Origin of the sequence: Arthrobacter sp. SPG23 (assembly GCF_000876655.1) — a bacterium.
GTDB lineage: Bacteria > Actinomycetota > Actinomycetes > Actinomycetales > Micrococcaceae > Arthrobacter.
Window position 1 is genome coordinate 31702 of the sequence record NZ_JYCN01000004.1, and the last position, 21660, is coordinate 53361.

Annotated in this window: 21 protein-coding genes; 9 read left to right on the plus strand and 12 right to left on the minus strand. The window is 64.9% G+C overall.

Translation table 11 applies throughout. From position 1 onward, the window contains the following. Positions 1-2: 2 nt before the first annotated feature. From TV39_RS01845 to TV39_RS01860, 4 genes are all read left to right on the plus strand, one after another. Positions 3-1043 carry a carbohydrate ABC transporter permease gene (locus TV39_RS01845; protein ID WP_043477543.1) on the plus strand — a complete coding sequence of 347 codons (1041 nt, stop codon included), beginning with the start codon at positions 3-5 and terminating at the stop codon, positions 1041-1043. Next, the gene (locus TV39_RS01850; protein ID WP_043477545.1) at positions 1040-1936 is read left to right on the plus strand and encodes a carbohydrate ABC transporter permease; all 897 of its coding nucleotides are present in this window, start codon (positions 1040-1042) and stop codon (positions 1934-1936) included. The genes TV39_RS01845 and TV39_RS01850 overlap by 4 nt, the downstream gene beginning before the upstream one ends. Continuing rightward, positions 1933-2202 (plus strand): hypothetical protein, encoded by a 270-nt coding sequence (locus TV39_RS01855; protein ID WP_043477548.1) that lies wholly within the window; start codon positions 1933-1935, stop codon positions 2200-2202. The genes TV39_RS01850 and TV39_RS01855 overlap by 4 nt, the downstream gene beginning before the upstream one ends. Positions 2203-2302: 100 nt before the next feature. Further along, entirely contained in the window at positions 2303-3367 is a 1065-nt protein-coding gene (locus TV39_RS01860; RefSeq protein WP_043477552.1) for a LacI family DNA-binding transcriptional regulator, read from the plus strand. A gap of 37 nt (positions 3368-3404) precedes the next feature. On the opposite strand, the gene TV39_RS01865 is transcribed toward TV39_RS01860, so the two are convergent. After that, a complete protein-coding gene (locus TV39_RS01865; RefSeq protein WP_043477554.1) occupies positions 3405-4358 on the minus strand; it encodes a hypothetical protein in 954 nt (317 codons plus the stop codon). Between the two features lie 10 nt (positions 4359-4368). Beyond that, positions 4369-5175, minus strand: coding sequence for an exodeoxyribonuclease III (locus TV39_RS01870; protein WP_043477558.1), 807 nt, complete (start codon positions 5173-5175; stop codon positions 4369-4371). Between the two features lie 282 nt (positions 5176-5457). Here TV39_RS01870 and TV39_RS01875 point away from each other — a divergent pair, with 282 nt between their 5' ends. The 4 genes from TV39_RS01875 to TV39_RS01890 are packed head-to-tail and all read left to right on the plus strand — an operon-like array spanning position 5458 to position 9803. Further along, positions 5458-6957, plus strand: a complete 1500-nt coding sequence (locus TV39_RS01875; protein WP_043477561.1) for a CoA-acylating methylmalonate-semialdehyde dehydrogenase — start codon at positions 5458-5460, stop codon at positions 6955-6957. Then, positions 6957-8048 carry an enoyl-CoA hydratase/isomerase family protein gene (locus TV39_RS01880; RefSeq protein ID WP_043477563.1) on the plus strand — a complete coding sequence of 364 codons (1092 nt, stop codon included), beginning with the start codon at positions 6957-6959 and terminating at the stop codon, positions 8046-8048. The genes TV39_RS01875 and TV39_RS01880 overlap by 1 nt, the downstream gene beginning before the upstream one ends. Next, complete coding sequence (gene mmsB, locus TV39_RS01885) at positions 8041-8973, plus strand: 3-hydroxyisobutyrate dehydrogenase (protein WP_043477566.1); 933 nt, start codon at positions 8041-8043, stop codon at positions 8971-8973. The genes TV39_RS01880 and mmsB overlap by 8 nt, the downstream gene beginning before the upstream one ends. Positions 8974-9023: 50 nt before the next feature. Beyond that, the gene (locus TV39_RS01890) at positions 9024-9803 is read left to right on the plus strand and encodes an enoyl-CoA hydratase (protein ID WP_043477569.1); all 780 of its coding nucleotides are present in this window, start codon (positions 9024-9026) and stop codon (positions 9801-9803) included. On the opposite strand, the gene TV39_RS21515 is transcribed toward TV39_RS01890, so the two are convergent. The 10 genes from TV39_RS21515 to TV39_RS01940 form a co-directional block, all read right to left on the minus strand. Beyond that, a complete protein-coding gene (locus TV39_RS21515) occupies positions 9800-10348 on the minus strand; it encodes a hypothetical protein (RefSeq protein ID WP_200890928.1) in 549 nt (182 codons plus the stop codon). The genes TV39_RS01890 and TV39_RS21515 overlap by 4 nt on opposite strands. A 79-nt stretch (positions 10349-10427) precedes the next feature. Then, complete coding sequence (locus TV39_RS01900; protein WP_043477570.1) at positions 10428-11921, minus strand: glycoside hydrolase family 32 protein; 1494 nt, start codon at positions 11919-11921, stop codon at positions 10428-10430. 110 nt (positions 11922-12031) lie between these two features. Next, a complete protein-coding gene (locus TV39_RS01905) occupies positions 12032-13642 on the minus strand; it encodes an ABC transporter substrate-binding protein (protein ID WP_043477573.1) in 1611 nt (536 codons plus the stop codon). 91 nt (positions 13643-13733) lie between these two features. Continuing rightward, positions 13734-14699, minus strand: coding sequence for a carbohydrate ABC transporter permease (locus TV39_RS01910; RefSeq protein ID WP_082049409.1), 966 nt, complete (start codon positions 14697-14699; stop codon positions 13734-13736). Between the two features lie 7 nt (positions 14700-14706). Next, positions 14707-15516 carry an ABC transporter permease gene (locus tag TV39_RS01915; RefSeq protein ID WP_235347241.1) on the minus strand — a complete coding sequence of 270 codons (810 nt, stop codon included), beginning with the start codon at positions 15514-15516 and terminating at the stop codon, positions 14707-14709. Positions 15517-15683: 167 nt separating this feature from the next. After that, positions 15684-16727, minus strand: coding sequence for a LacI family DNA-binding transcriptional regulator (locus TV39_RS01920; protein ID WP_235347242.1), 1044 nt, complete (start codon positions 16725-16727; stop codon positions 15684-15686). Between the two features lie 129 nt (positions 16728-16856). Beyond that, a complete protein-coding gene (locus tag TV39_RS01925) occupies positions 16857-17489 on the minus strand; it encodes an SAM-dependent methyltransferase (protein ID WP_043477579.1) in 633 nt (210 codons plus the stop codon). A gap of 143 nt (positions 17490-17632) precedes the next feature. Further along, a complete protein-coding gene (locus tag TV39_RS01930) occupies positions 17633-18061 on the minus strand; it encodes a DUF1761 domain-containing protein (protein ID WP_043477582.1) in 429 nt (142 codons plus the stop codon). Between the two features lie 10 nt (positions 18062-18071). Beyond that, on the minus strand, positions 18072-18578 hold the full coding sequence (locus TV39_RS01935; protein WP_043477584.1) for a MarR family winged helix-turn-helix transcriptional regulator: 507 nt from the start codon (positions 18576-18578) through the stop codon (positions 18072-18074). Positions 18579-18608: 30 nt separating this feature from the next. Beyond that, on the minus strand, positions 18609-20357 hold the full coding sequence (locus TV39_RS01940) for an AMP-binding protein (protein ID WP_043477586.1): 1749 nt from the start codon (positions 20355-20357) through the stop codon (positions 18609-18611). 160 nt (positions 20358-20517) lie between these two features. Between TV39_RS01940 and TV39_RS01945 the strand changes: the two genes are divergently transcribed. After that, on the plus strand, positions 20518-21651 hold the full coding sequence (locus TV39_RS01945; protein WP_235347257.1) for an acyl-CoA dehydrogenase family protein: 1134 nt from the start codon (positions 20518-20520) through the stop codon (positions 21649-21651). Positions 21652-21660 lie beyond the last annotated feature (9 nt).

Below are 21660 nucleotides of genomic sequence, written 5' to 3' on the forward strand. Positions count from 1 at the left end.
TCATGGCTACCGAATTGGGCCCGACGCCGGTAAAAAAGCCGGCGTCGGGCGGTCCCGAGATCCACCACGCACCCAAGGGGGTGGGGGAAGACAACCGGATCGCCAGCCAGGGCCGGTGGGCGTCGTGGCTGTTGGCTCCCACTATCATCGCGCTGGCGGTAGTGATTGTTTACCCGATCATCAGCGCACTCGTTATGTCCTTCCAAAAGGACGCCGGCCTGGATCCCGTCACCGGGCTTTTCACCGCCGGTGGTCCCGCAGGCGTCCAGAACTACGTAAACTGGCTGGCCCAGCAGTGCTCCGCTCCCGGCGGCGGCACGGTTGCCTGCCCGCCCGGAACGCTCGGCGCCCAGTTCTGGACCGCGACGGCCACCACCTTTTTCTTCACCGTGGTGACCGTGACCCTGGAAACCGTCCTCGGTTTCTGGATGGCCCTCATCATGGCCAGGACCTTCCGGGGACGCAGCCTGGTCCGTGCAGCGGTCCTGGTCCCGTGGGCCATTCCCACCGCCGTGACTGCCAAGCTGTGGCTGTTCATCTTCGCTTTCGAAGGCATCGCGAACAAGCTGTTCAACACCACCATCCTGTGGACCGGCAGTGAGTGGCCGGCCAAGTGGGCGGTCATCATCGCCGACGTCTGGAAGACCACGCCCTTCATGGCCCTCCTCATCCTCGCCGGCCTGCAGATGATCCCCGCAGAGGTGTATGAGGCTGCCAAGGTTGACGGTGCCAGCACCTGGCAGCGGTTCCGCATGATCACCCTGCCGCTGGTCAAGCCGGCGCTGATGGTGGCCATCCTGTTCCGTACGTTGGACGCACTTCGCATGTTCGACCTCCCGTACATCCTGACGGGCGGTGCCAACAACACCACCACGCTGTCCATCCTGGTGATCAACCAAATCAGACAAGGGTTCAACGCGGCGGCAGCATTGTCCACCATTACGTTCATCATCATCTTCCTCGTCGCATTCATCTTCGTGCGCTTCCTGGGAGCAAACGTTGTGGAACAAAGCGGAGCCACCGGTAAGAAGGGGAAGAAATGAGCGCCGGGACAGCCGCGACTGCCCTGAGGGCAGAACAGGACAGGGGCAGGAAGACCGCCCAGAACCGGGAGAAGATCGCGCAGGGGCGTACTTACATCAGCGCCGCGGTGATCCTCATCTGGTGCCTGGCGCCGGCGTATTGGATGGTGGTGACGGCGTTCCGGGATGTGGACTTCACGTACGACACCTCGATACTGCCGACCCACATCACGCTGGACAACTTCAACACGGCCTTCGATACCTCCTTTGGCAACAGGTTCGGGCAGGCACTGCTCAACAGTGTTTTCATCGGCGCCGTCGTTACGCTGGTGTCGTTGCTGATCGGTGTTTTCGCCGCCTACGCGCTGGCACGGTTGAACTTCCGGTTCAAGTACCTGGTGCTGGGCTTCATCCTGGGCGCATCCATGTTCCCGGGCGTCGCCCTCATCACCCCGCTGTTCCAGCTCTTCACCAACATCGGCTGGATGGGTACGTACCAGGCGCTGATCATCCCGAACATCTCCTTCGTGCTTCCTCTGACCGTGTACACGATGACCTCCTTCTTCCGCGAAATGCCGTGGGAGCTTGAGGAATCGGCGCGGGTGGACGGCTGCACCCAGGGGCAGGCGTTCCGAAAGGTGATCCTGCCGCTGGCGGCCCCGGCCATCTTCACCACGGCCATCCTGGCGTTCATCTCCTCCTGGAATGAATTCCTGATCGCCAGCCAGCTGTCCAGCGACGCGACCCAGCCGGTTACGGTTGCCATCGCGAGCTTCGCCGGCGCGCAACCGAACCAGATTCCGTACACGGCCATCATGGCTGCCGGAACCATCGTCACCATTCCCTTGGTAATCCTGGTACTGGTCTTCCAGCGCAAGATTGTTGCCGGCCTCACCGCCGGCGCCGTCAAGTGACTGGTTCGGCTGCGGGCGGGGAACAGAACCACGGACGGGTCCGCAGTGAACACCGGCGGACCCGGTCCGGGGAGGACTTCGACACCATCATCGGCTTCCTCGGGTTCTGGGCTGTCGTGCTGGTGGTGGTCACCGTCTGGATGGAGGTGACCGCCCAGCCGGCGGTCGGATGGGCGCTGGGACTGCTGGGCGTGCTCCTTGCCCTCTATGGCATGGTGCGGCTCCGCCGTCGCCTGCCCGCAAGGACCGCTACGCGTAAGAAATAGGAGCTAATCAAGAGCTCAAGGCTGGGCGGATTAGACTGGCTTGTTGCCGCAGGGGAAGCACAGGTAGCAAGAATCTGCGAACAGCAAGCAAGGGGAAACTGTGGCACGCACAACGGACAGGGCTCAACGGGGCGGCCATTCCGGCGTCAGCATAGAGGACGTCGCAGCCGCAGCGGGGGTTTCTACTGCCACAGTCTCGCGCGCAGTCCGCGGACTGCCCAGGGTTTCGCCGGCCACCCGGGAAAAGATTCTCGAGGTGGCCGGCGCCTTGGGCTATGTGGCTTCATCATCCGCCTCGGGCCTGGCCACGGGACGGACCAAAACCATCGGAGTGCTGGCGCCGTTCGTCAGCCGCTGGTTCTTCTCCAAGGCGATCGAAGGCGCAGACCGTGAACTGCACGCGCGCCAGTACAACCTGTCGCTGTTCAACCTGGGCGGCCATGGCAGCAACCGCGAGCGGCTCTTCAGCAAGACTATGGTGTACAAGCAGATCGATGCCCTCCTGGTGCTGTGTATGGCGCTGACCCACGAGGAAATCGAGCACCTGCAGAAGATCGACATCCCCCTGGTGGTGGTGGGCGGCCACGTGGAGGAATGCCCCTACATCGGCATCGATGATTACGCTGCGGCCTCCACCGCTGTCCGGCACCTGATCAGCCTCGGCCACAAGGACATCGCCCTTCTCCACGGCGACGACGAAACCGACCTCAACTTCGATGTTCCCCGTGTCCGCATCAAGGCGTTCCAGGACGTCATGGCCGGCTCCGGGCTTCCTGTCCGTCCGGAGTGGGATGAGTGGGGCGACTTCACGGTCCGGAGCGGGCAGGATGCGTTCACCAGGATGTGGACCCGGCCCGGCCCGAAGCCTACCGCGATCTTCTGCGCGTCTGACGAGATGGCCATGGGCGTCATTTTCGAAGCCAACAAAATGGGTGTCCGCGTGCCGGAGGACCTGTCCGTCATCGGAATCGATGACCACGATTTCTCGGATGCCATGGGACTGACCACCGTGAGGCAGCGGCCTGATGAGCAGGCCGAACTCGGCACTAAGATGCTGCTCGATGAACTGGACGGCGCCCTCGGTGCGGTCCACTCGGAAGTTGCGCCCCACCAGCTGATCGTCAGAAGGACGACGGCGCCGCCCCCGCCTCCACAGACCGCCTAGAACCGACCGCTTAGGACGGGCGGGACGGGTCCAACGGCTAGGACGCCCGGGCCAGCTGCCTGATCGGAATCCAGCGGGAGGCAAGCCGCCGGTAGGCCGCTGCAGCTCCGGTCATATCCCCCTCGGCCAGGCATTCGATGCCGAGCCTCACGTCCATGGGTGAATCGTCCGGATACACCTTGTCCGCAACGGCGCCGTAGTCCAGTTCCACCACTGAGCCGGGGTGGAAGAGTTCCAGCCACTCGGTGAGCTGGGTCATGTCGTCCAGCATGTCCAGGTCCGGGGCGGCGAGGGCCAGGTTGGCCACGGCATAGCGGACGCGTTCCAGGGCTTCACCAATCGGTGCCCACACGCGGACCGTGATGATTCGCCCGTCGGACTCCACCACATCCTGGGGATCGGATTCCTTGAAGAGGGAGAACCAGCTGAACGGGATGCCCCAGGTGGACGCGCGCGTGTGGACCCGGCTGGTGCCTTCGCGGGCCTTCACCAGGTCGATGCGTTCCTGGTGCTTGTCCCGCTGTTCTTCCGGGATCAGCAGCTCGGCCAGGGGCCCGTGGATGCCCTCCATCAGGGCGTTGGCGGCCAGACCCGCCCGCAGCACCAGCTGGCTGGGGCAGTACAGCAGTGCCTGCTCCGCGCTGTCGGCGCCGGCAGCGGCGTCACCCTGCGCGCCGGCGTCGGCCGTTCCGGACGCATCGGGTGCGCCGGAAGACTTCTGCGCACCCGGTTGCTGAGGCTCCGGGGGAGCCGGAATGACGCGGACCAGGTCGGTGCGCCCGGTGGGGAAGGGATCGCCGCCGGGGCGTGTGATCCGGCCGAGGGAGGCCTGCAGCTCGGCGTTTTCCACGGCTGCGCGGGAGGCCGTCCTGGCGCCCGCCGCCCTGAGCGCGGCGCGCTGCTCTTCCGGGAAAGCGGAGAGCGGCTCGTAGATCCGCAGCGCGGAGGAGAAAGGCAGGCCCGCCTGGCCGCGGTAAATGTTGCCCGTCATCGCGGCCCCATCAGTCGGCCAGCTCTACGATGACCGGTGCGTGGTCAGATGCGCCCTTGCCCTTGCGTTCCTCGCGGTCGATCGACGCGCCGGTCACGCGTGCGGCGAGTGCGGGGGAGGCGAGGACGAAGTCGATCCGCATGCCTTCCTTCTTGGGGAAGCGAAGCTGGGTGTAGTCCCAGTAGGTGTAGACGCCCGGGCCCGGAGTGTGCGGGCGGACAACGTCCTGGAACCCGGCGGCTTCGAAGGCATGGAAGGCGGCGCGCTCGGGTTCGCTGACGTGGGTCATGGCGTTGGCACGGAAGAAGTCGATGTCCCACACGTCGTCGTCCTGCGGGGCGATGTTCCAGTCGCCCATCAAGGCAATCTGCGCCTCAGGGTTTTCAGTGACCCAGGTCTGGGCGTGGGTCTTCAGCATGTCCAGCCAGCTGAGCTTGTAGGGCATGTGTTCGTCGTCGAGCGCCCGGCCGTTGGGAACGTAGAGGCTCCATACCCGGACGCCGCCGCACGTGGCACCGATGGCGCGGGCCTCCTGGATGGGATCCTTGCCGTTCTTGCCGAATACCGGCTGGTCCACGAAGGACCGTTCCACATCTTCGAGGCCAACGCGGGAGACGATGGCCACGCCGTTCCACTGGTTCACGCCAAAGTGGGCCACCTCGTAGCCCATGCGTTCGAAGAGTTCCCAGGGAAAGTTGTCGTCCTTGCACTTGGTTTCCTGGATGGCCAGGACATCGCAGTCGCTGCGCTCGAGCCAGGCCTCCACGCGGTCGGCGCGGGCACGGAGGGAGTTCACATTCCAGGTAGCAATCTTCACAGTTCCTAACTTACCGAACTTGGGCGCAGGGGATCTGTCCAGCGCAGCTGTTTGCCGCCGTCGTGACCCTATTTCGCCCGGAACGGGCCCCGACACGCGGGGCGGGCGGCGGGTATGCGAACAGAAGTGGGCAAAGAAGGTCACGACGGCGGCGGGACACCAACGCACGACGGCGGCGGGAGCCTTTTAGGGGCAGCCCCGGGCGCTCTGGAATTTAGTAGGAAGTCCGAGTATATTCAGCAGCAAGGATGATGTAGGTCACATGCAAAGGAGCATTCCGCCATGGTTCGCGAGCTTTCCCATTACATAGACGGACAGCGGGTGGATGGCACCTCAGGGCGCTTCGCCGACGTCTACGATCCCTGCACCGGCGAGGTCCAGGCCAAGGTGCCGTTGGCCAGCGCCGACGAAGTACGCAACGTGGTTGCCAGCGCGGAGAAGGCCCAGCTTGAGTGGGGCGCCATGAATCCGCAGCGCCGCGGCCGGATCCTGCTGAAGTTCGTGGACCTGGTGAACGAGCACCTGGACGAACTCGCCGCGCTGCTCTCCTCCGAACACGGCAAGACGCTCCTGGACGCCAAGGGGGACATCCAGCGCGGCATTGAGGTGGTGGAATTCGCCGCCGGCGCCCCGCACCTGCTCAAGGGCGAGTTTTCGGACAATGCCGGGACCGGAATCGACGTGCATTCGCTGCGCCAGCCGCTCGGCGTGGTGGCCGGAATTACGCCCTTCAACTTCCCCGCCATGATTCCGCTGTGGAAGTCCGGACCTGCCCTGGCCGCGGGCAATGCCTTCATCCTCAAGCCCTCGGAGCGGGACCCGTCCGTGCCGCTGCGCCTCGCGGAACTTTTCACCGAGGCAGGTGTCCCGGACGGCGTGTTCAACGTGGTCAACGGTGACAAGGAGGCAGTGGACGCGCTGCTCGAGGACGAGCGGGTCAAGGCCATCGGCTTCGTGGGTTCCACCCCGATTGCCCAGTACATCTACGCCACCGCCGCCGCCCACGGAAAGCGCGCACAGTGCTTCGGCGGGGCCAAGAACCACATGGTGATCATGCCGGACGCGGACCTGGACATGGCCGTCGATGCCCTGATGGGCGCGGGCTACGGCTCCGCAGGGGAACGGTGCATGGCCATCTCCGTGGCGGTTCCCGTGGGCAAGGAGACGGCCGATGCCCTGGTGTCCAAGCTGGAGGAACGGGTCAAGCACCTCAAAGTGGGGCACAGCCTGGCCAAGGACTCGGACTTCGGGCCGGTGGTGGCGGCGTCCGCCAAGGAGCGGATCGAAGGCTACATCCAGTCCGGCGTGGACCAGGGCGCCACCCTCGTGGCGGACGGCCGCGGCCTCACCGTGGACGGCTACGACGGCGGCTTCTGGGTGGGCCCCACGCTCTTCGACAACGTCACCAAGGACATGAAGATCTACAAGGAGGAAATCTTCGGACCGGTACTCAGCGTCCTCCGCGCGGCGGACTACGACGAAGCGCTCCGGCTCTGCAGTGAGCACGAGTTCGGCAACGGTGTGGCCATCTTCACCCGCGACGGCGACGCCGCCCGGGACTTCGCCAGCCGCGTGCAGGTGGGTATGGTGGGCATCAACGTGCCCATCCCGGTGCCGATCGCCTATTACACGTTCGGCGGCTGGAAGGCCTCCGGTTTCGGGGACCTGAACCAGCACGGGGCCGACGCGTTCCGTTTCTACACCAAGACCAAGACCGTGACCACCCGCTGGCCTTCCGGTATCCGCCAGGGCGCCAGCTTCGTGATGCCGGAAGGCAGCTGATGACCGAAGAAACCACAGCAGCAAGCCCCGCAGCGGGCCCCGCTGATGAAGTCCTGTTTGAGCGGCGCGGCCACCTTGGCGTCATCACACTCAATCGCCCCAAGGCCGTCAATGCGCTGACGCTGGGGATGGTGGGTGCCATGCTGGAGCAGCTCACTGCATGGGCGGACGACGACGGCGTGGCCACCGTCCTGGTGCACGGCGCCGGAGACCGCGGCCTCTGCGCCGGCGGCGACATTGTGGCGATTTACCAGGACATGCTGGCCGGAGGGAAGGAAGCGGCCGGCTTCTGGCAGAACGAATACCGGCTGAATGCCCTTATAGCCGGCTATCCCAAGCCGTATGTGGCCTTTATGGATGGCCTGGTGCTCGGCGGCGGGGTGGGGATTTCGGCGCACGGATCGGTGCGTATAGTCACCGAGCGCACCCGCTCCGGCATGCCGGAGACCACCATTGGTTTTGTGCCCGACGTCGGCGGCACCCTGCTGCTGTCCCGCTCGCCGGGGGAGGCGGGCACCCATGCTGCCCTGACAGGTGCCCACCTGAGCGGCGCGGATGCCCTCTTCCTGGGCCTGGCGGACCACTATGTGGCGTCCGGGAACCTTCCCGCGCTGGCAGCGGCACTGGAAACCGAGACGGCGGACGCCGCCGTCGAACGTTTCGCCGAAAAGCCGCCGGCATCGGTGCTGGGCGGGCAACGGGACTGGATCGACAGCTGCTACGCCAGCGATGACGCTGAGGACATCCTCCGCCGTCTCCGCAGTTTCCACGGCGAAGCCGCCAGCGAGGCGGCGGACACCATCGAGGCGAAGTCGCCCACCGCCGTGAAGGTGGCACTGGAATCGCTCCGCCGCGCGCGGACGCTGACGCTGGAGGAGGCCCTCGCGCAGGAATACCGCGTGGGTCTGCGGTTCCTGGCCGGTGCCGATTTCCGCGAAGGCATCCGTGCGCAGGTGGTGGACAAAGACCGGAACCCGCAGTGGAAGCCGGCCAGCCTGCACGAGGTCTCCGCGGCCGACGTCGAGAGGTTCTTCGAGCCGCTGGGGGACCGGGAACTCAACCTGCATTCAAAGGAGGCACGCAATGTCTGACGCATCAGGACCCGGGAAGAAGGAGCACGTCGCGTTCCTCGGGCTGGGACACATGGGCGGGCCCATGGCCGTCAACCTGGTCAAGGCCGGGTACACGGTGGCGGGATTCGACGTGGTGCCTGGGGCGCTGGACGCGGCCCGCGAGCACGGCGTACCCACGGTGGCGACGCCCGCCGAGGCCGTTGCCGGAGCCGACGTGGTGCTCACCATGTTCCCGAGCGGACAGCACGTCCTGGACGCCTACCGCGGGACGGAGGGCCGGCCCGGCCTTCTTGAAGCCGCAGCGCCGGACACCATGTTCCTGGACTGCTCCACCATCAACGTTGACGAGGCCCGCGAAGCGTCGGCACTCGCGGTTGCCGCAGGCCACAGGGCCGTGGATGCACCCGTCTCCGGCGGTGTGGTGGGCGCGGAAGCCGGCACGCTGACGTTCATGGTGGGTGCACACCCCGAGGACTTCGAATCCGTCCGGCCGCTGCTGGAAGTGATGGGCAAGCGAGTGGTCCACTGCGGCGGCCACGGGGCGGGCCAGGCCGCCAAGGTCTGCAACAACCTGATCCTGGGCATCTCCATGATCGCGGTGAGCGAAGCGTTCGTGCTCGGCGAGAAGCTGGGGCTGACCCACCAGGCCCTGTTCGATGTTGCGTCCGCGGCATCGGGGCAGTGCTGGGCGCTCACCACCAACTGCCCGGTTCCGGGGCCGGTGCCCACCAGCCCGGCCAACCGCGACTACCAGCCGGGCTTTGCCGGGGCTCTGATGGCGAAGGACCTCAAGCTGGCCCTCAACGCGCTGCAAAGCACCGGGGTGGCCGCGCGGATGGGGCCGCTGGCATCGGAGATCTACGATACGTTTGCGGCTGAGGGCGGCGCGGGCCGGGACTTCTCCGGCATCATCACGGACATCCGGGACAAGTCAGCGCACTAGTTTTGAAGGCACCAGGCAGTTTTGAAGCAGAACCACGTGAGGAGTCAGGCATGACGGAACAGTACGGGAACATTCTGGTGGAACGGCGCGGACGCGTGGGGCTGGTGACGCTGAACCGGCCGGAAGCATTGAACGCGCTGAACAAGGCCACCATGGATGAACTCGTGGCTGCGGTCACGGCCATGGACTCGGACCCCGGCGTGGGCGCTGTGGTGGTCACCGGGTCCGGCAAGGCGTTTGCCGCCGGTGCGGACATCAAGGAGATGGCAGCCCAGGGCTACATGGACATGTACGCCGCGGACTGGTTCCGCGGCTGGGAGGATTTCACCAGGCTCCGCATTCCGGTGGTGGCGGCTGTCTCGGGTTTCGCCCTGGGCGGCGGCTGCGAGCTGGCCATGATGTGCGATTTCATCATCGCCGGGGACAACGCCAAGTTCGGCCAGCCCGAGATCAACCTGGGCGTCCTGCCGGGCATGGGCGGATCGCAGCGCCTCACCCGGGCCGTGGGCAAGGCCAAGGCCATGGACCTGATCCTCACCGGGCGGTTCATGGACGCGGAGGAGGCCGAGCGCGCGGGGCTGGTGTCCAGGATTGTGCCGGCAGCCGACGTGGTGGAAGAGGCTGTGAAAGTTGCCGAGGTGATTGCTTCCAAGTCCAAGTCCGCGGCCATGCTGGCCAAGGAAGCCGTCAACGCCGCCTTTGAAACCGGCCTGGGGCAGGGCGTGCTTTTCGAACGGCGTCTCTTCCACTCACTGTTCGCCACCGAGGACCAAAAGGAAGGCATGGCAGCCTTCACGGAGAAGCGGCAGCCCGAATTCAAGCACCGCTAGGGGGCCGGTTCCTTTCCCGGCCAAGCTAGCGCGGGGCCGGCTCGGCCGGGATCGCGGCGTGTACCTTGAGCGCAGCTTCCAGTTCCTCGGCCGTCGGCGGACTCGCGCCCGCCCGGGCCGAGGGTCATGGCGACCAGTTCCGCTCCCAGCTTGAGAATCCTGGAGGCCGCGTCTTCGACACTGTGCCGCGGGTAGAGCCACAAGGCATCTTCATCGCTGAGTTTGACCACGTTTGTGAAAGGAACCAGCTCTTCGAACACCGAGCGCGCCTCAGCCTGGGTGCCCAGGAGGTCCGGCCGGATATTGGGATCGTACGTGACCATGCATTCCGGGTGTGATTGTTCCAGGAGGGCCTTGACCGCCGCGGCTCCCGGAGCCAGGAAGGTTGCTATGGAGCCCGTATGAAGAATGCGCGGGATGACGATTGGGGTGGCTGTGGGAAAGCCGGGAGCCGGGCAGGACCCGGACACCGGCGCGGGCGAGGTGATTTTCAACCACGGCGCCGCGCCGGTCCCCCCAATGGACGTCAGGAGCGTGGTGTCCACGCCCAGGCGCCCACCAGGGACTCGCCCACCACCAGGACGTCCGGCGGTGATGGGGCGGCGTGATTGTTGGGATGCACGGTCATGCCAAGTCCGTAAGCTGCAGGGAAGCCTCCGCCGTGCCCCCGTTGGAGAACACCGTAATGCCGGTGTGCAGCGGGTCCGGGAATATCAGCTCAGTGAGTGTGGCGAGTCCGCCCTGGGCGAAGACTTCGACCGAGCAGTGGTCCACGAAGATCCGCAGGGAGTAGGTCCCTTCGTCTGCCAGCAGTGGTGCCGTGCTGATGGACGGGAAGGCCTCGTGGAAGCCAGTGTCGCCGGAGTTTGTTCGGTCCAGCATGAGTTGTCCGCTGCCGGGGCGGATGCTGATCCGGGTCCCCGATGAACCGTTCCCGGAGCCGCGGACCACCAAACCGAACTCGCTCGCTGTCCCCGGCGTAAAGGTGGCCTCGATCAGCTGTACTGCCCTGCCGCCGTCGACCTTTACGCTGCCGTTCAGGGATAGGCGCTGGGTCGGGCCGGAAACAGAACCCTCGGTGCATGCCGGCACGGGCTGCTGGACGAGCCGGGGTTCGCCGTCGATCGAGGCGAGGGAAACTTCGCGCACCAGGCTCATGGGGCTGCGCCAGGGTGAAGTGGGGATGTGGTTGGCATACTGCCAGTTGTTCATCCATCCGATCATGAGCCGCCGTCCGCCCGGGACATTGCTGAAGGACACAGCCGCGTAGTAGTCCCGGCCCCAATCGAGCCATTGGTAGTCAACCACGCGCTCCGGGTCCTGCATGCCGTCCGTGACGGTGGTCTCGGAGGTGAACGTCACGCCGTCGAAGTCTCCCACGAAGTACTGCCCTGCTGATCCTCCGTTGGGTCCGCCCGGGCTCATGTTCACGGTCAGGACCCACCTGGTGTTTCCTGCATCTCCGTTCACGGGCAGCTCAAAGAGGTCCGGGCACTCCCAGATACCGCCGGTGCCGTTGGCCGGGCCGAAAGTGCTGAGGTATTCCCAGTTCTTAAGGTCGTCGGAGCGGTAGAGCAGCACGGCGTAGTCGTGGGCTTCGACGGCGGCCATCACCCAGTAGGTTCCGGCGGGTCCGTCATAACGGAAGACCTTGGGGTCACGGAATTCCGGGGAATTCCTGGTGAGGACTGGATTGCCGGCGTACTTGGCCCAAATGTAGCCGCCGTCGGTGCTCCACGCGATGGACTGGGCCTGCGTGCCCTCGTGGGCTGAGCCGGCTTTGTAGGCGCTGGTGTAGACGGCAACCAGGGGGGAGGTCCCGGACGCGCCGAAGCCGGCGGTGTTGTAGTGGTCCACCACGATGCTGCCCGAGAAGATTTCCTCAGTTTCGTCGCAGGGTATGGCCACCGGCTGCTCGTCCCAGTTCACCAGGTCGGTGGATGTGGCGTGGCCCCAGGACATGTTGCTGTGGACGTTGCCGAAGGGGTTGTTCTGGTAGTACAGGTGATAGATGCCGTCATGGAAGACCAAACCGTTGGGGTCGTTGAGCCAGGTGTCCTTGCAGGCGTAGTGCATCGCCGGCCGGTAGGCCCCAAGGGTGGGCGTGGCGGTGTTCATGGGTCAGGGTCTCGTTTCGTGGAGCTGCCGCGGGAAGTGTGGGGGCCCGGGCAGGCTGATGGAGCCGCCAGGCACGGAAGTCCGTGCCCGGCGGCTGGGATGCGGGAAGGTCAGGAGTTCTTCTGGTACCTGTCGTAGGCCTGCTGGTAGACGTCCACCATCTTGTCCAGGCCGATGTTCTTCAGCTGCGAGACGTAGCCGTCCCACTCCGCCTCGATGCCGCCGGAGACGATCCATTTCGCCGTGGTCTGCTTGACGATAGCGGCCACGTCCGTCTCGATGGTGCTGATCTGCTGCACTTCCTCGTTGGACAGTGCCACCGGGGGGTAGCCGTCGTTGGCTGCGAAAGGCTTGTAGTTCTCCTCGACGGTCTTCTGCCGCTCGGCCGCGCGCGGCTCGGGTGCCACGACCTTCTCGAAATTCTCCGCCGTGTTGGCCTTCGGGCCGCCCGGCGCAACCTTCTGGCGGCGTTCGCCTTCGCTGGTTCCCGCGGCTGCGGGGATCTGCGTCAGCAGTCCGGTGGCGGGGTCCTTCTGCAGGGTTTCACCGATGGGGCCCCAGTTGGCCTGGGCGGACTGGATGGGATCGTACAGGTTGTCTGCCCAGCGGATGGTGGCGGCAGGGTACTTGTTGGTTCGGGTCACGGCGAAGGCGCCGCGGGCAATTTCCTGGTTGTTGGACTGGCTGACGAGCCGCTTGCCGTCCACACCCTCAAGCACGGGGAGCAGTTTGTAGTCGCCGGCGCGGTCGGCGCCGACCATTTCCTTGATTTCCCACCAGACGAAGGAGCCCAGGTTTTCGGTGCCGGCCTTGCCCTTGGCCAGGTAGGCCTTGTCATCCTGGGAGAACGATTCGGGATCGATCAGGCCTTCCTGGTACCAGGTATGCAGGGTCTGGAGGGCCTTCTTGTAGCCGTCCTGGGCGGCTGTGTAGATGACCTTGCCGTCCTGGACGATCCTGTGGTCCATGTTGTCCGGGACTCCTCCCAAGGCGGCGATGAGGTCAACAATGTCCCCGCACCAGGAGCCGGGCATGAAGCTCAGCGGGATGGTCTTGCCGGTGCCTGAGGCGTCCTTGGTCTTGAAGGCGAGCAGGGCATCATGCAGTTCATCCACGGTTTTGGGCATCGGAATGCCCAGTTTGTTCAGCCACGCGGTGTTGATCGCCATCTCGTTGGGGAATTGGACGAGTCCCAGTTCTTCGATCGAGGGAAGGGAGTAGATGTGCCCGTCGGAGGAGGTGATGGCCGCTTTGATGTCCGGCCGGTCGGCGAGCAGCTTGGACAGGTTGGGGGCATTCTTCTGAATGAGGTCTTCAAGTGGAATCAGTGTTCCGCTGGCCGAGTAGGTGGCGATTTCCGCGTCGGTGAGCCCGCTGTTGAAGAAGGCATCGGGCAGGTCGCCGCTGGCCAGGATGAGGTTCTTCTTTTCCTTGAACACCGTCTCCGGGAGGTTCTCCCAGTCGATGTGGATGTTGGTGTCCTTTTCCCACTGCTGCACCAGGGACATGGTGTTGTAATCGGGGGCCAGCGCCGACTTGGTTCCGGAGAACTTGAGCGTCAGCGTGTCCTTGACAATCGGAAAGCCGGCCTCCTGGAAGCCGAACTCCCCGGAGGAGTCTTTGATGGCAGCGGAACTGTTGGAGCTGCCCGAGCAGGCGGTGAACAGCATCGTTCCTGCCATGAGGGCGCCAAGGACGGCGAGTTTGCGGCTGGTAGCCATGGGTCGTTCCTTTTCTGGGTGGGGGAGGAGGAGGTGTGGTGACGGCGAAAGGAAGTTCCGGCGTCGGGCATTGCGTTCGGTTTTAAGGCGGTCAGCTCTTCACAGCGCCGATCATGGTGCCTTTCGTGAAGTGCTTCTGCATGAACGGAAGCGCGATCATCAGCGGCAGGCTGGAGACGACGATCATGGCGTACTTGGTCAGTTCGCCGATCCTCTGCGCTGCGGCGTAGGACTCGATGTCTCCACCGGTGGTGCCTGCGGAGGAGACGTCCGACTGGATCAGGATGTTCCGGAGCACCAGCTGCAGCGGGTATTTCGTGTCATCGTTCAGGAAGATGAGGGCGTCGAAGAACGAGTTCCAGTGCGCCACCACGTGGACCATGATCATCAGCATGATCAGCGGCTTGGACAGGGGCAGGACCATCCTGAAGAAAAAGGTAAAGTCGTTGGCGCCGTCCATCTGGGCCGCTTCCCGGAGCTCTCCCGGGATGGTGTTTTCGAAGAAGGACCGGGCGATGATCAGGTTCCACACACCCACGGCGCCAGGCAGCACAACTGCCCAGACAGTGTCCAGCATGCCGAGGTCCCGGACCACCAGGTACTTGGTGATGAGGCCGCCGTCGAAGAACATGGTGACAACGAACAGGAGCATCAGGATCTTCCGCCCCGGCATGTCCTTGCGGGACAGGGCGTAAGCGCCGAACAGGATGGTGGTCACGCTGATGGCCGAGCCCAGGACGGTGTAAATCACGGTGTTGCCCAGGCCGTTCCAGATCCGGCTGTCCGCGAAGATCCGTTGGTATCCCTCAAGGGTCACTCCGGACGGGAACAGCCAGACTTTGCCTTCGTAGACGGCGTTGGGATCGCTGATGGAGGCGATGACGATGAAATAGAGCGGGTAGACCACCGCGATGATGGACAGCGACAGGATGGTGACCGCGGCGATGTTGAAGGCGGAGTCTGCCCACTTGTCGCGGAACGATTGTGTGCGCTTGGCGGCGGGATGGGGCCTGGTTTCGGGGGCCGGAACGGCCACGGGTTTGGTGTTCAGGGTCATAGCGGCATCACCACAGGGTTGCTTGGTTGGCCCGGCGCGCTACCCAGTTGAAGGTCAGCAGCAGCACGAGGTTGAGGACGGAATTGAACAGGCCGATGGCGGCGGAATAGCTGAACTGGGCCTGCTGCAGGCCGGCATGGTAAACGTACGTCTGGATGATTTCCGACGTCGGCAGGTTCAAGTTTGTCTGCATGAGCAGCGCCTTTTCGAAGCCGACGTTGAGCAGGTTGCCGATGGCCAGGATGAACAGGACAGTGATCACGGGCATGATCCCCGGCAGATCGATGTGCCGGATGCGCTGCAGTTTGGAGGCGCCGTCCACCTTGGCGGCGTCATGCAGGGCTGGGTCGATGCCGGACAAGGCCGCCAGGTAGACAATCATCGCGAAACCGGCGTTCTGCCAGACATCGGAGACCACGTAGATGGGCCGGAACCACTCGGCGGAGCCCATGAAGAAAACGGGTTCACCTCCCGCCAGCTGGATCGCATTGTTCACCAGCCCGGACCGCGGGGATAGCAGGACGAACATGATGCCCACCACCACCACCGTGGAGATGAACGCCGGCGAGTACAGCACCGTCTGGGTGAACTTCTTGAACCGCTCACTCTGGAGCTGGTTGACCAGAAGCGCCAGGATGATCGGGATCGGAAAGGCGACAAGCAGGCCCAGGATGGCGATCCAGAGCGTGTTCCCCACGACCACACCGAACTGGTAGGAGTTGACGAACCGTATGAAATGCTGCAGCCCCACCCACGGGCTCCCGGTAAAACCGTCCACGGGATTGTAGTTGCGGAATGCGATCTGCACCCCGTACATGGGCCAGTACTTGAAGACGGCGATGTAAATCAGCGCCGGTATTAGTAATACGTATAACTGCCAAGCCCTGCCAACCCTTTTCAGGCGCAGCGGAAGAGGCTTCCTGCTCGGGGGCCCGGGTGTTGGAGCCGGCGGCGATGCCGGCCTGGATCGGGCCAAGGTGCGGCTCATGGCTTCTCCTTTGGATGTGTCACTGAGTTCCGTTCAATCAGGGGGCAGGTCATGAACTCGACCCGTCCGTCCGGCTCGGCGCCCTGCAGGATGAGGTCCACCGCGCGGCGCCCCATTTCCACGAAGGGCAGCTCGAGGGTGGTGAGGCCCGGCCGCAGGTGCGGGGCCAGGGTTTCCTGGTTGTCGAAGCCGATGATGGATACATCGCGGGGAATCGACAGGTGCAGCTCGGTGGCGGCCTGGTAGGCGCCCCATGCGGTGCGGTCATTCGCGCAGAAGATGGCCGTCGGCGGGTTATTTCCCGTCATCAGGTCCATGGTGTGAGTAAATCCGTCCAGTTCGTTGCCGCTGCCGAAGCGCACCAGTTCCGGGCGGACGGGCAGTCCGGCTTCGGCCATGGCTTTCGTATAGCCGTTGTAGCGTCCGACGGCGGCAGGAAGTTCGCTCTCGAGCGTTTCGATGTTGATCATCGCCACCCGCTCATGCCCCGCGTCGAGAAGGCGTCGGGTGGCGGTGTAGCCGCCCAGTTCCTCATCCGGTGCAACGCTGGGAAGTCTCAGCTTGCGATCCTGCGAGTTCAGCACAACCGAAGGGACCGTCGAGAGGGCCTCGGGTACGTCGAGCCGCCGGTGGTACATGCCAGCGTAGACCACGCCAGCCACCTTGTAAGACAGCATGGAGTCCAGCGAGGCTGCCTCCAGGGCTTTGTCGCCGCCCGTGTTCATGGTGAGCAGGAGGAGGCCGTCCTCCCAGGCGCGCTCTTGTGCCCCTTCGATGATCTTGCCTGCGAAAGGGGCGGTGGCGACGGCGTCGCCCAGGAAACCGATGATGCCCGAGATGCCGTCCCGGAGGGTCTTGGCGTGGGCGTTGGTGCGGTAGCCAAGCTGGCGCACGGCATCCATCACGCGTTTCCGGGTCTCGTCCGAAAAGCGCGAACCGGACGCGGAGTTCAGCACCAGGGAAACTGTTGCCTGGGAAACGCCGGCGGCTGCCGCTACGTCGTGCATGGTGGGACCTGACGATGGTCGAGGCTTTGTCACGGGCACCTCCTTGGGCCTGGTTATACGAATCAGTTATTCGTATAACCGACGGAAAAAACTGTAACCTGCGTCATAGGATGCCGTCAAGTACTGGTTGTGAAGATGCGTAGGCCTGCGAGTAGGGCCGGCCTAGGGCCGGGGTGCCCGCCGGTGGGCGCGGAGCACGGAATCGGTGACGGTTACGGAGCCGCCCTCCGCGTCCGTCACGGACCTTCGGCGGGCTTCGCAGACGTCGATTTCCCACTCGTCCGCATCCAGCCCGGCCGCGATCTCCTCGGGGGTGAAAAGCAGGCCCGGCTCGCTGGGGCGGCGGATCCCCACTTCCAGGTCGGAGGGATGGTGGCCCACAACCAGCAGCGTTCCGCCGGGCGCCACTGACGCTGCCAGCCGGTGGTACAGCTCGGTACGCTCGGCCAGGGGCAGGTGCATGAACTGCGCGGAGACGAGGTCGAAGGTGCCGGACGGCGGCGGTGAACTGGTGAGGTCGTGATGGACCCAGGTGATCCGCGCGGCAGCGTCAGCATCCTGCGATGCCCGTTCGGCGGCCCGGGCCAGCGCCACCGAGGAGATGTCCACCGCCGTGACCCGCCAGCCCTGGCGTGCCAGCCAGAGCGAATCGGCGCCTTCGCCGCTGCCCACGTCCAGTGCAGAGCCCGGCCGCAGGTCGGCGGCCTCGGCCAGCAGGTGCGGGTTCGGATTGCGGCTCCAGACCGAGCCGTGCTGGCGGTAGCGTTCATCCCAGAACGACTCGTCAAACTTCATCCGTGGTCTCCTTGCTGGCCGGCGATCCCGTCCCGGCAGCGTGCCCCCAGGGACGGTCCGCGCTACGCCGTGACACTGCCACGATACGCCGTCACGGCGTCCTCCAGTTCCTTCCGCTTCCCAAGGGGCAGGGCTGCCCGAAGCTAGGCCGCGCTGATGCCGAAGAGCCCGATGATGAGCCCCATGACCACCAGCGTGACCAGTTCGTGGGCGCAGTTCAGGACGGTCAAGCCGGCGGGACGGCCGTCGAAAGCGTCGTGGGTAATGAAGCGGGAGGCCGTGAAGCCGGCCCAGAGGATGACGGCGGTGATCAGGGTGTTGGCCAGGAAGTTTCCGCCGTAGAAGTGCTGGGAAATAGCGGCCGATCCGGCAAGGACCAGGGCGCTGACGAAGCTGACCACCAGCGTGATCAGGATGGGTTTGACGGCGTCCTTTGCATCCCCGCTGGGGGTGACTTTCGCGAGCTTCATCCAGTAGTTGCCGAAGACCTTGGGCGTGTACCAGACCGAGCCAACCACCATGCTCGACAGGGTGGCCAGCACCACGGCCCAGATGTTGATTTCCGGAATCATTGCGTTCTCCTCAATCGGCGAAGTCGCCGGCGTTCCGTCGAAATTTCCCCAGGATCCGGATCAGCTGGTCCACGTCATGGCCGGCGAAACCGGACTGGCCGAACACCTCGGCGTTGAGTGCCGCCGTCGCGCTTTTGGCCAGGGTGCGGCCCTCCGCGGTGAGTTCGATCAGTGTGGTGCGGCCGTCGGTCGGGTGCGGAGAGCGGACCACCAGGCCCGCGTCCTGAAGGCGGTCGACGGCGTTGGTCACCGATGTGGGGTGGACCTGCAGGAGCGCGCTCGCCTTGTTCATGGGCAGCGCGCCGCTGCGGGCGAAACTCAGCAGCGCCAGGAGTTCGTAGCGGGCGAACGTCAGGCCGAAGGGCTTGAGCACTCCCTCGATCCGGGCCAGCAGGATCTGCTGGGTACGCATGATGGCCGTGATGGCAGCCATGGGCGCGGCAACATCGCCCCAGCCGTGCCGTTCCCAGTTGCGTTGGGCGTCGGCAATGGGATCGCGCGGGAGGGGGGTTCCCATGGCACCTCCTGACAAGTGGGTTGCTCCAGCCTAGCTTTTCAAACCCGGGAAATCCGACTCCGAGTACTCGACGCCCATGCCTTCCGGGACGGGGCCCGCTCCGTGCCGGAGCTCTTCGCTGTGCCGGAGCTCAACGCGCCGGATCTTGCCTGAGATGGTCTTGGGCAGTTCCGCGAATTCCAGCCGCCGGATGCGCTTGAACGGGGCCAGATGGTCCCGGCAGTAGCGCAGGATGTCCTCTGCAAGTGCGGGGCCGGCCTGGTGCCCGGCGGCCAGGACCACGAATGCCTTTGGCACGGACAGCTTCAGCGGATCGGGGGAGGGCACGACGGCGGCCTCCGCCACCGCGGGGTGCTCGATCAGGACGCTTTCCAGCTCGAACGGGGACAACCGGTAATCGGAGGACTTGAACACGTCGTCACCGCGGCCCACGTAAGTGATGATGCCGCGCTCGTCCTTGCTGGCCATGTCGCCCGTGTGGTAGTAGCCGTCGCGGAAGGCGTCCGCGGTCTTTTCCGGGTCGCCGTAGTAGGCCTTCATCAGTCCCACGGGGCGGGGGTCAAGGCGGAGGCACAGTTCGCCGTCGTCGGCCTCCTCTCCCGTGGCGGGGTCTACCAGAACTACGTCGTAGCCGGGCAGCGGCCTGCCCATGGCGCCGATCTTGATCGGCTGGCCGGGGGTGTTGGCGATCTGCACGGTGGATTCCGTCTGGCCGAAGCCGTCCCGGATGGTCTGCCCCCAGGCGCGGTGCACCTGGTCGATCACCTCGGCGTTGAGGGGCTCCCCGGCGGACACCACCTTGATGGGCGGGTTTTTCAGGACGGTGAGGTCGGCCTGGATCAGCATGCGCCACACGGTGGGCGGGGCACAGAAGCTGGTCACCTTTTCGCGGTCCATCTGTTCCATGAGGGCCTTGGCATCGAACCGGCTGTAGTTGTAGATGAAAACGCAGGCTTCGGCGATCCAGGGCGTGAAAACGTTGGACCAGGCGTGCTTTGCCCAGCCGGGCGAGGCGACGTTGAGGTGCACGTCGCCGGGTCCCAGCCCGATCCAGAACATGGTGGACAGGTGGCCCACGGGGTAGGACGTGTGCGTGTGTTCCACCAGTTTGGCCTTGGACGTGGTTCCGGAGGTGAAGTACAGCAGCAGGGTTTCGTCCGCCTTGGTGGGCGCGTCCGGGGTGAACTCTGTCGGTGCAGTGTGGGAATCGGCGTACTGCAGGGCAGCTGTGTTGGCGTCGGCGCTGTTTACATCGGTCCTGCTGGACTCGCCGTCGGCAATTTCGATCAGTTTGTAGTTGCCCGGAACGCCGGCGAACTTGCCGATGTTGGAACTTCCGACGGCGGCCCAGCCCGCCTCGCCGCGTTCCACCCGGTCCGCCAGGTCCGCCGGGCCCATCAGCGTGGTGGTGGGGATCATCACGATGCCCAGCTTGATGCCGGCCAGCATGAGTTCCCACAGCTCCACCTGGTTGCCCAGCATGATGATCATCCGGTCGCCGCGGCGAACGCCCTGGCTCCTTAGCCAGTTGGCCACCTGGTTGGAGCGCGCGGCAAGCTCACCGAAGCTCCGCCGGGTGGCGCTGCCGTCCTGTTCCACGATCACCAGGGCGGGCTTGGCACCCTTGGCGGGGTCGGCCGCGATCTGGTCGAACCAGTCCAGGGCGAAGTTGAACTCCTCGAAGCGCGGCCACTGGAACTCATCCCGCGCCTGGTCGTAGTCCTCGTGGAGGGCCAGAAGTCTGTCCCTCGCGGCCCGGAAGTCGTCGGTGACTGTCATGGGGGCCCTTTCGTCTAGTGATCCATGTCACTGTGCAATATACTAGGACATCCAAGGGTTTGGAAGAGCGAAGGGATGCGTGCCGGTGCAGCCACAACGACGTGACGGCGGGGAAACCACCACAGTTCCGGAGCAGCCGCCGTTCCCGGACGCGGACCTGATGTACATCGTGGATCTGCTGCCGGCGGGGGAGCGCTCGCGGTACCTGGAAGTGCGGGATTTCCTGCAATCCCGCATCCGTGCGGCATCCATCGAGTACTGGAACCGCGAGGAATTCCCGTTCGGCCTGCTGGCTGAAATGGGGAAGTACGGGCTCGGCGGGCTGCAGACGGACGGAACGTCGGCGCTCTTCAAGGGCTTGATGTATGTGGAAGTTGCCCGGGCTGACGTGTCATTGTCCGCCCTGGTGGGCATCCACAACGAACTGATCGTCGGGATGATCGACGAGCTCGGTTCGGAAGCGCAGAAGCAGCGCTGGCTTCCCGGGCTGAAAGCCTTTACGCAGCTGGGTGCCTTCGCGCTGACCGAGCCGGATCACGGTTCGGACATAGCCGGCGGCCTTGAAACGTCAGCCCGGCTGGAGCGCGGCGAATGGGTCATCAACGGCGCCAAGCGCTGGATCGGCGCCGGGACCATCGCCGACTTTGCGCTGGTATGGGCCCGGGATGAGGCGGACCGGCAGATCAAGGGTTTCATTGTGGAGACGGACCGCCCCGGCTACTCCGCCACGAAGATTTCCAACAAGATCGGCCTGCGGATCATGCAGAACGCGGACATCGTCCTCGATGAGGTCCGCATTCCGGAGTCGAATCTCCTGCCCGGAGCCACGGACTTTTCGAAAGCGAACGACCTCCTGCGGGATTCGCGGGCCTGGGTGGGCTGGCAGGCTGCCGGTATCCAGCTGGCCGCGTTCGACGTCGCCCGTTCCTATGCCCTGGAGCGGAAGCAGTTCGGCAAGGAGCTGGCGCGGTTCCAGCTCATCCAGCAGCAGCTGGCCGAAATCCTGGGCAACGCCAGTGCCTCCCTGGCGCTGATGGCGCAGCTGGCCCGGATCCAGCAGGACGGCAAGCTGGAGATGGTGCAGGCCGCGATGGCAAAATCCACCACCACCCGGCTGGCGCGCGCCTCGGTGGCGATGGGCAGGTCGCTGATGGGCGGAAACGGCATCAGCACTGACTACGAGATGGGCAAGTTGTTTGGTGACGCCGAAATTCTGTATACCTATGAGGGCAGCTACGAGATCAACTCGCTGATCGTGGCACGTGCCGTGACCGGGAAGTCGGCGTTCGTCTGACGGTTCTCC

Coding starts and splice junctions, on each gene's coding strand:
- TV39_RS01845 (WP_043477543.1), top strand. CDS start 3: ATGGCTACCGAATTGGGCCCGACGCCGGTAAAAAAGCCGGCGTCGGGC.
- TV39_RS01850 (WP_043477545.1), top strand. CDS start 1,040: ATGAGCGCCGGGACAGCCGCGACTGCCCTGAGGGCAGAACAGGACAGG.
- TV39_RS01865 (WP_043477554.1), bottom strand. CDS start 4,358: ATGACGGGCAACATTTACCGCGGCCAGGCGGGCCTGCCTTTCTCCTCC.
- TV39_RS01875 (WP_043477561.1), top strand. CDS start 5,458: ATGGTTCGCGAGCTTTCCCATTACATAGACGGACAGCGGGTGGATGGC.
- TV39_RS01880 (WP_043477563.1), top strand. CDS start 6,957: ATGACCGAAGAAACCACAGCAGCAAGCCCCGCAGCGGGCCCCGCTGAT.
- mmsB (WP_043477566.1), top strand. CDS start 8,041: ATGTCTGACGCATCAGGACCCGGGAAGAAGGAGCACGTCGCGTTCCTC.
- TV39_RS01890 (WP_043477569.1), top strand. CDS start 9,024: ATGACGGAACAGTACGGGAACATTCTGGTGGAACGGCGCGGACGCGTG.
- TV39_RS01900 (WP_043477570.1), bottom strand. CDS start 11,921: ATGAACACCGCCACGCCCACCCTTGGGGCCTACCGGCCGGCGATGCAC.
- TV39_RS01905 (WP_043477573.1), bottom strand. CDS start 13,642: ATGGCTACCAGCCGCAAACTCGCCGTCCTTGGCGCCCTCATGGCAGGA.
- TV39_RS01910 (WP_082049409.1), bottom strand. CDS start 14,699: ATGACCCTGAACACCAAACCCGTGGCCGTTCCGGCCCCCGAAACCAGG.
- TV39_RS01915 (WP_235347241.1), bottom strand. CDS start 15,516: ATGTACGGGGTGCAGATCGCATTCCGCAACTACAATCCCGTGGACGGT.
- TV39_RS01925 (WP_043477579.1), bottom strand. CDS start 17,489: ATGAAGTTTGACGAGTCGTTCTGGGATGAACGCTACCGCCAGCACGGC.
- TV39_RS01930 (WP_043477582.1), bottom strand. CDS start 18,061: ATGATTCCGGAAATCAACATCTGGGCCGTGGTGCTGGCCACCCTGTCG.
- TV39_RS01935 (WP_043477584.1), bottom strand. CDS start 18,578: ATGGGAACCCCCCTCCCGCGCGATCCCATTGCCGACGCCCAACGCAAC.
- TV39_RS01940 (WP_043477586.1), bottom strand. CDS start 20,357: ATGACAGTCACCGACGACTTCCGGGCCGCGAGGGACAGACTTCTGGCC.
- TV39_RS01945 (WP_235347257.1), top strand. CDS start 20,518: ATGTACATCGTGGATCTGCTGCCGGCGGGGGAGCGCTCGCGGTACCTG.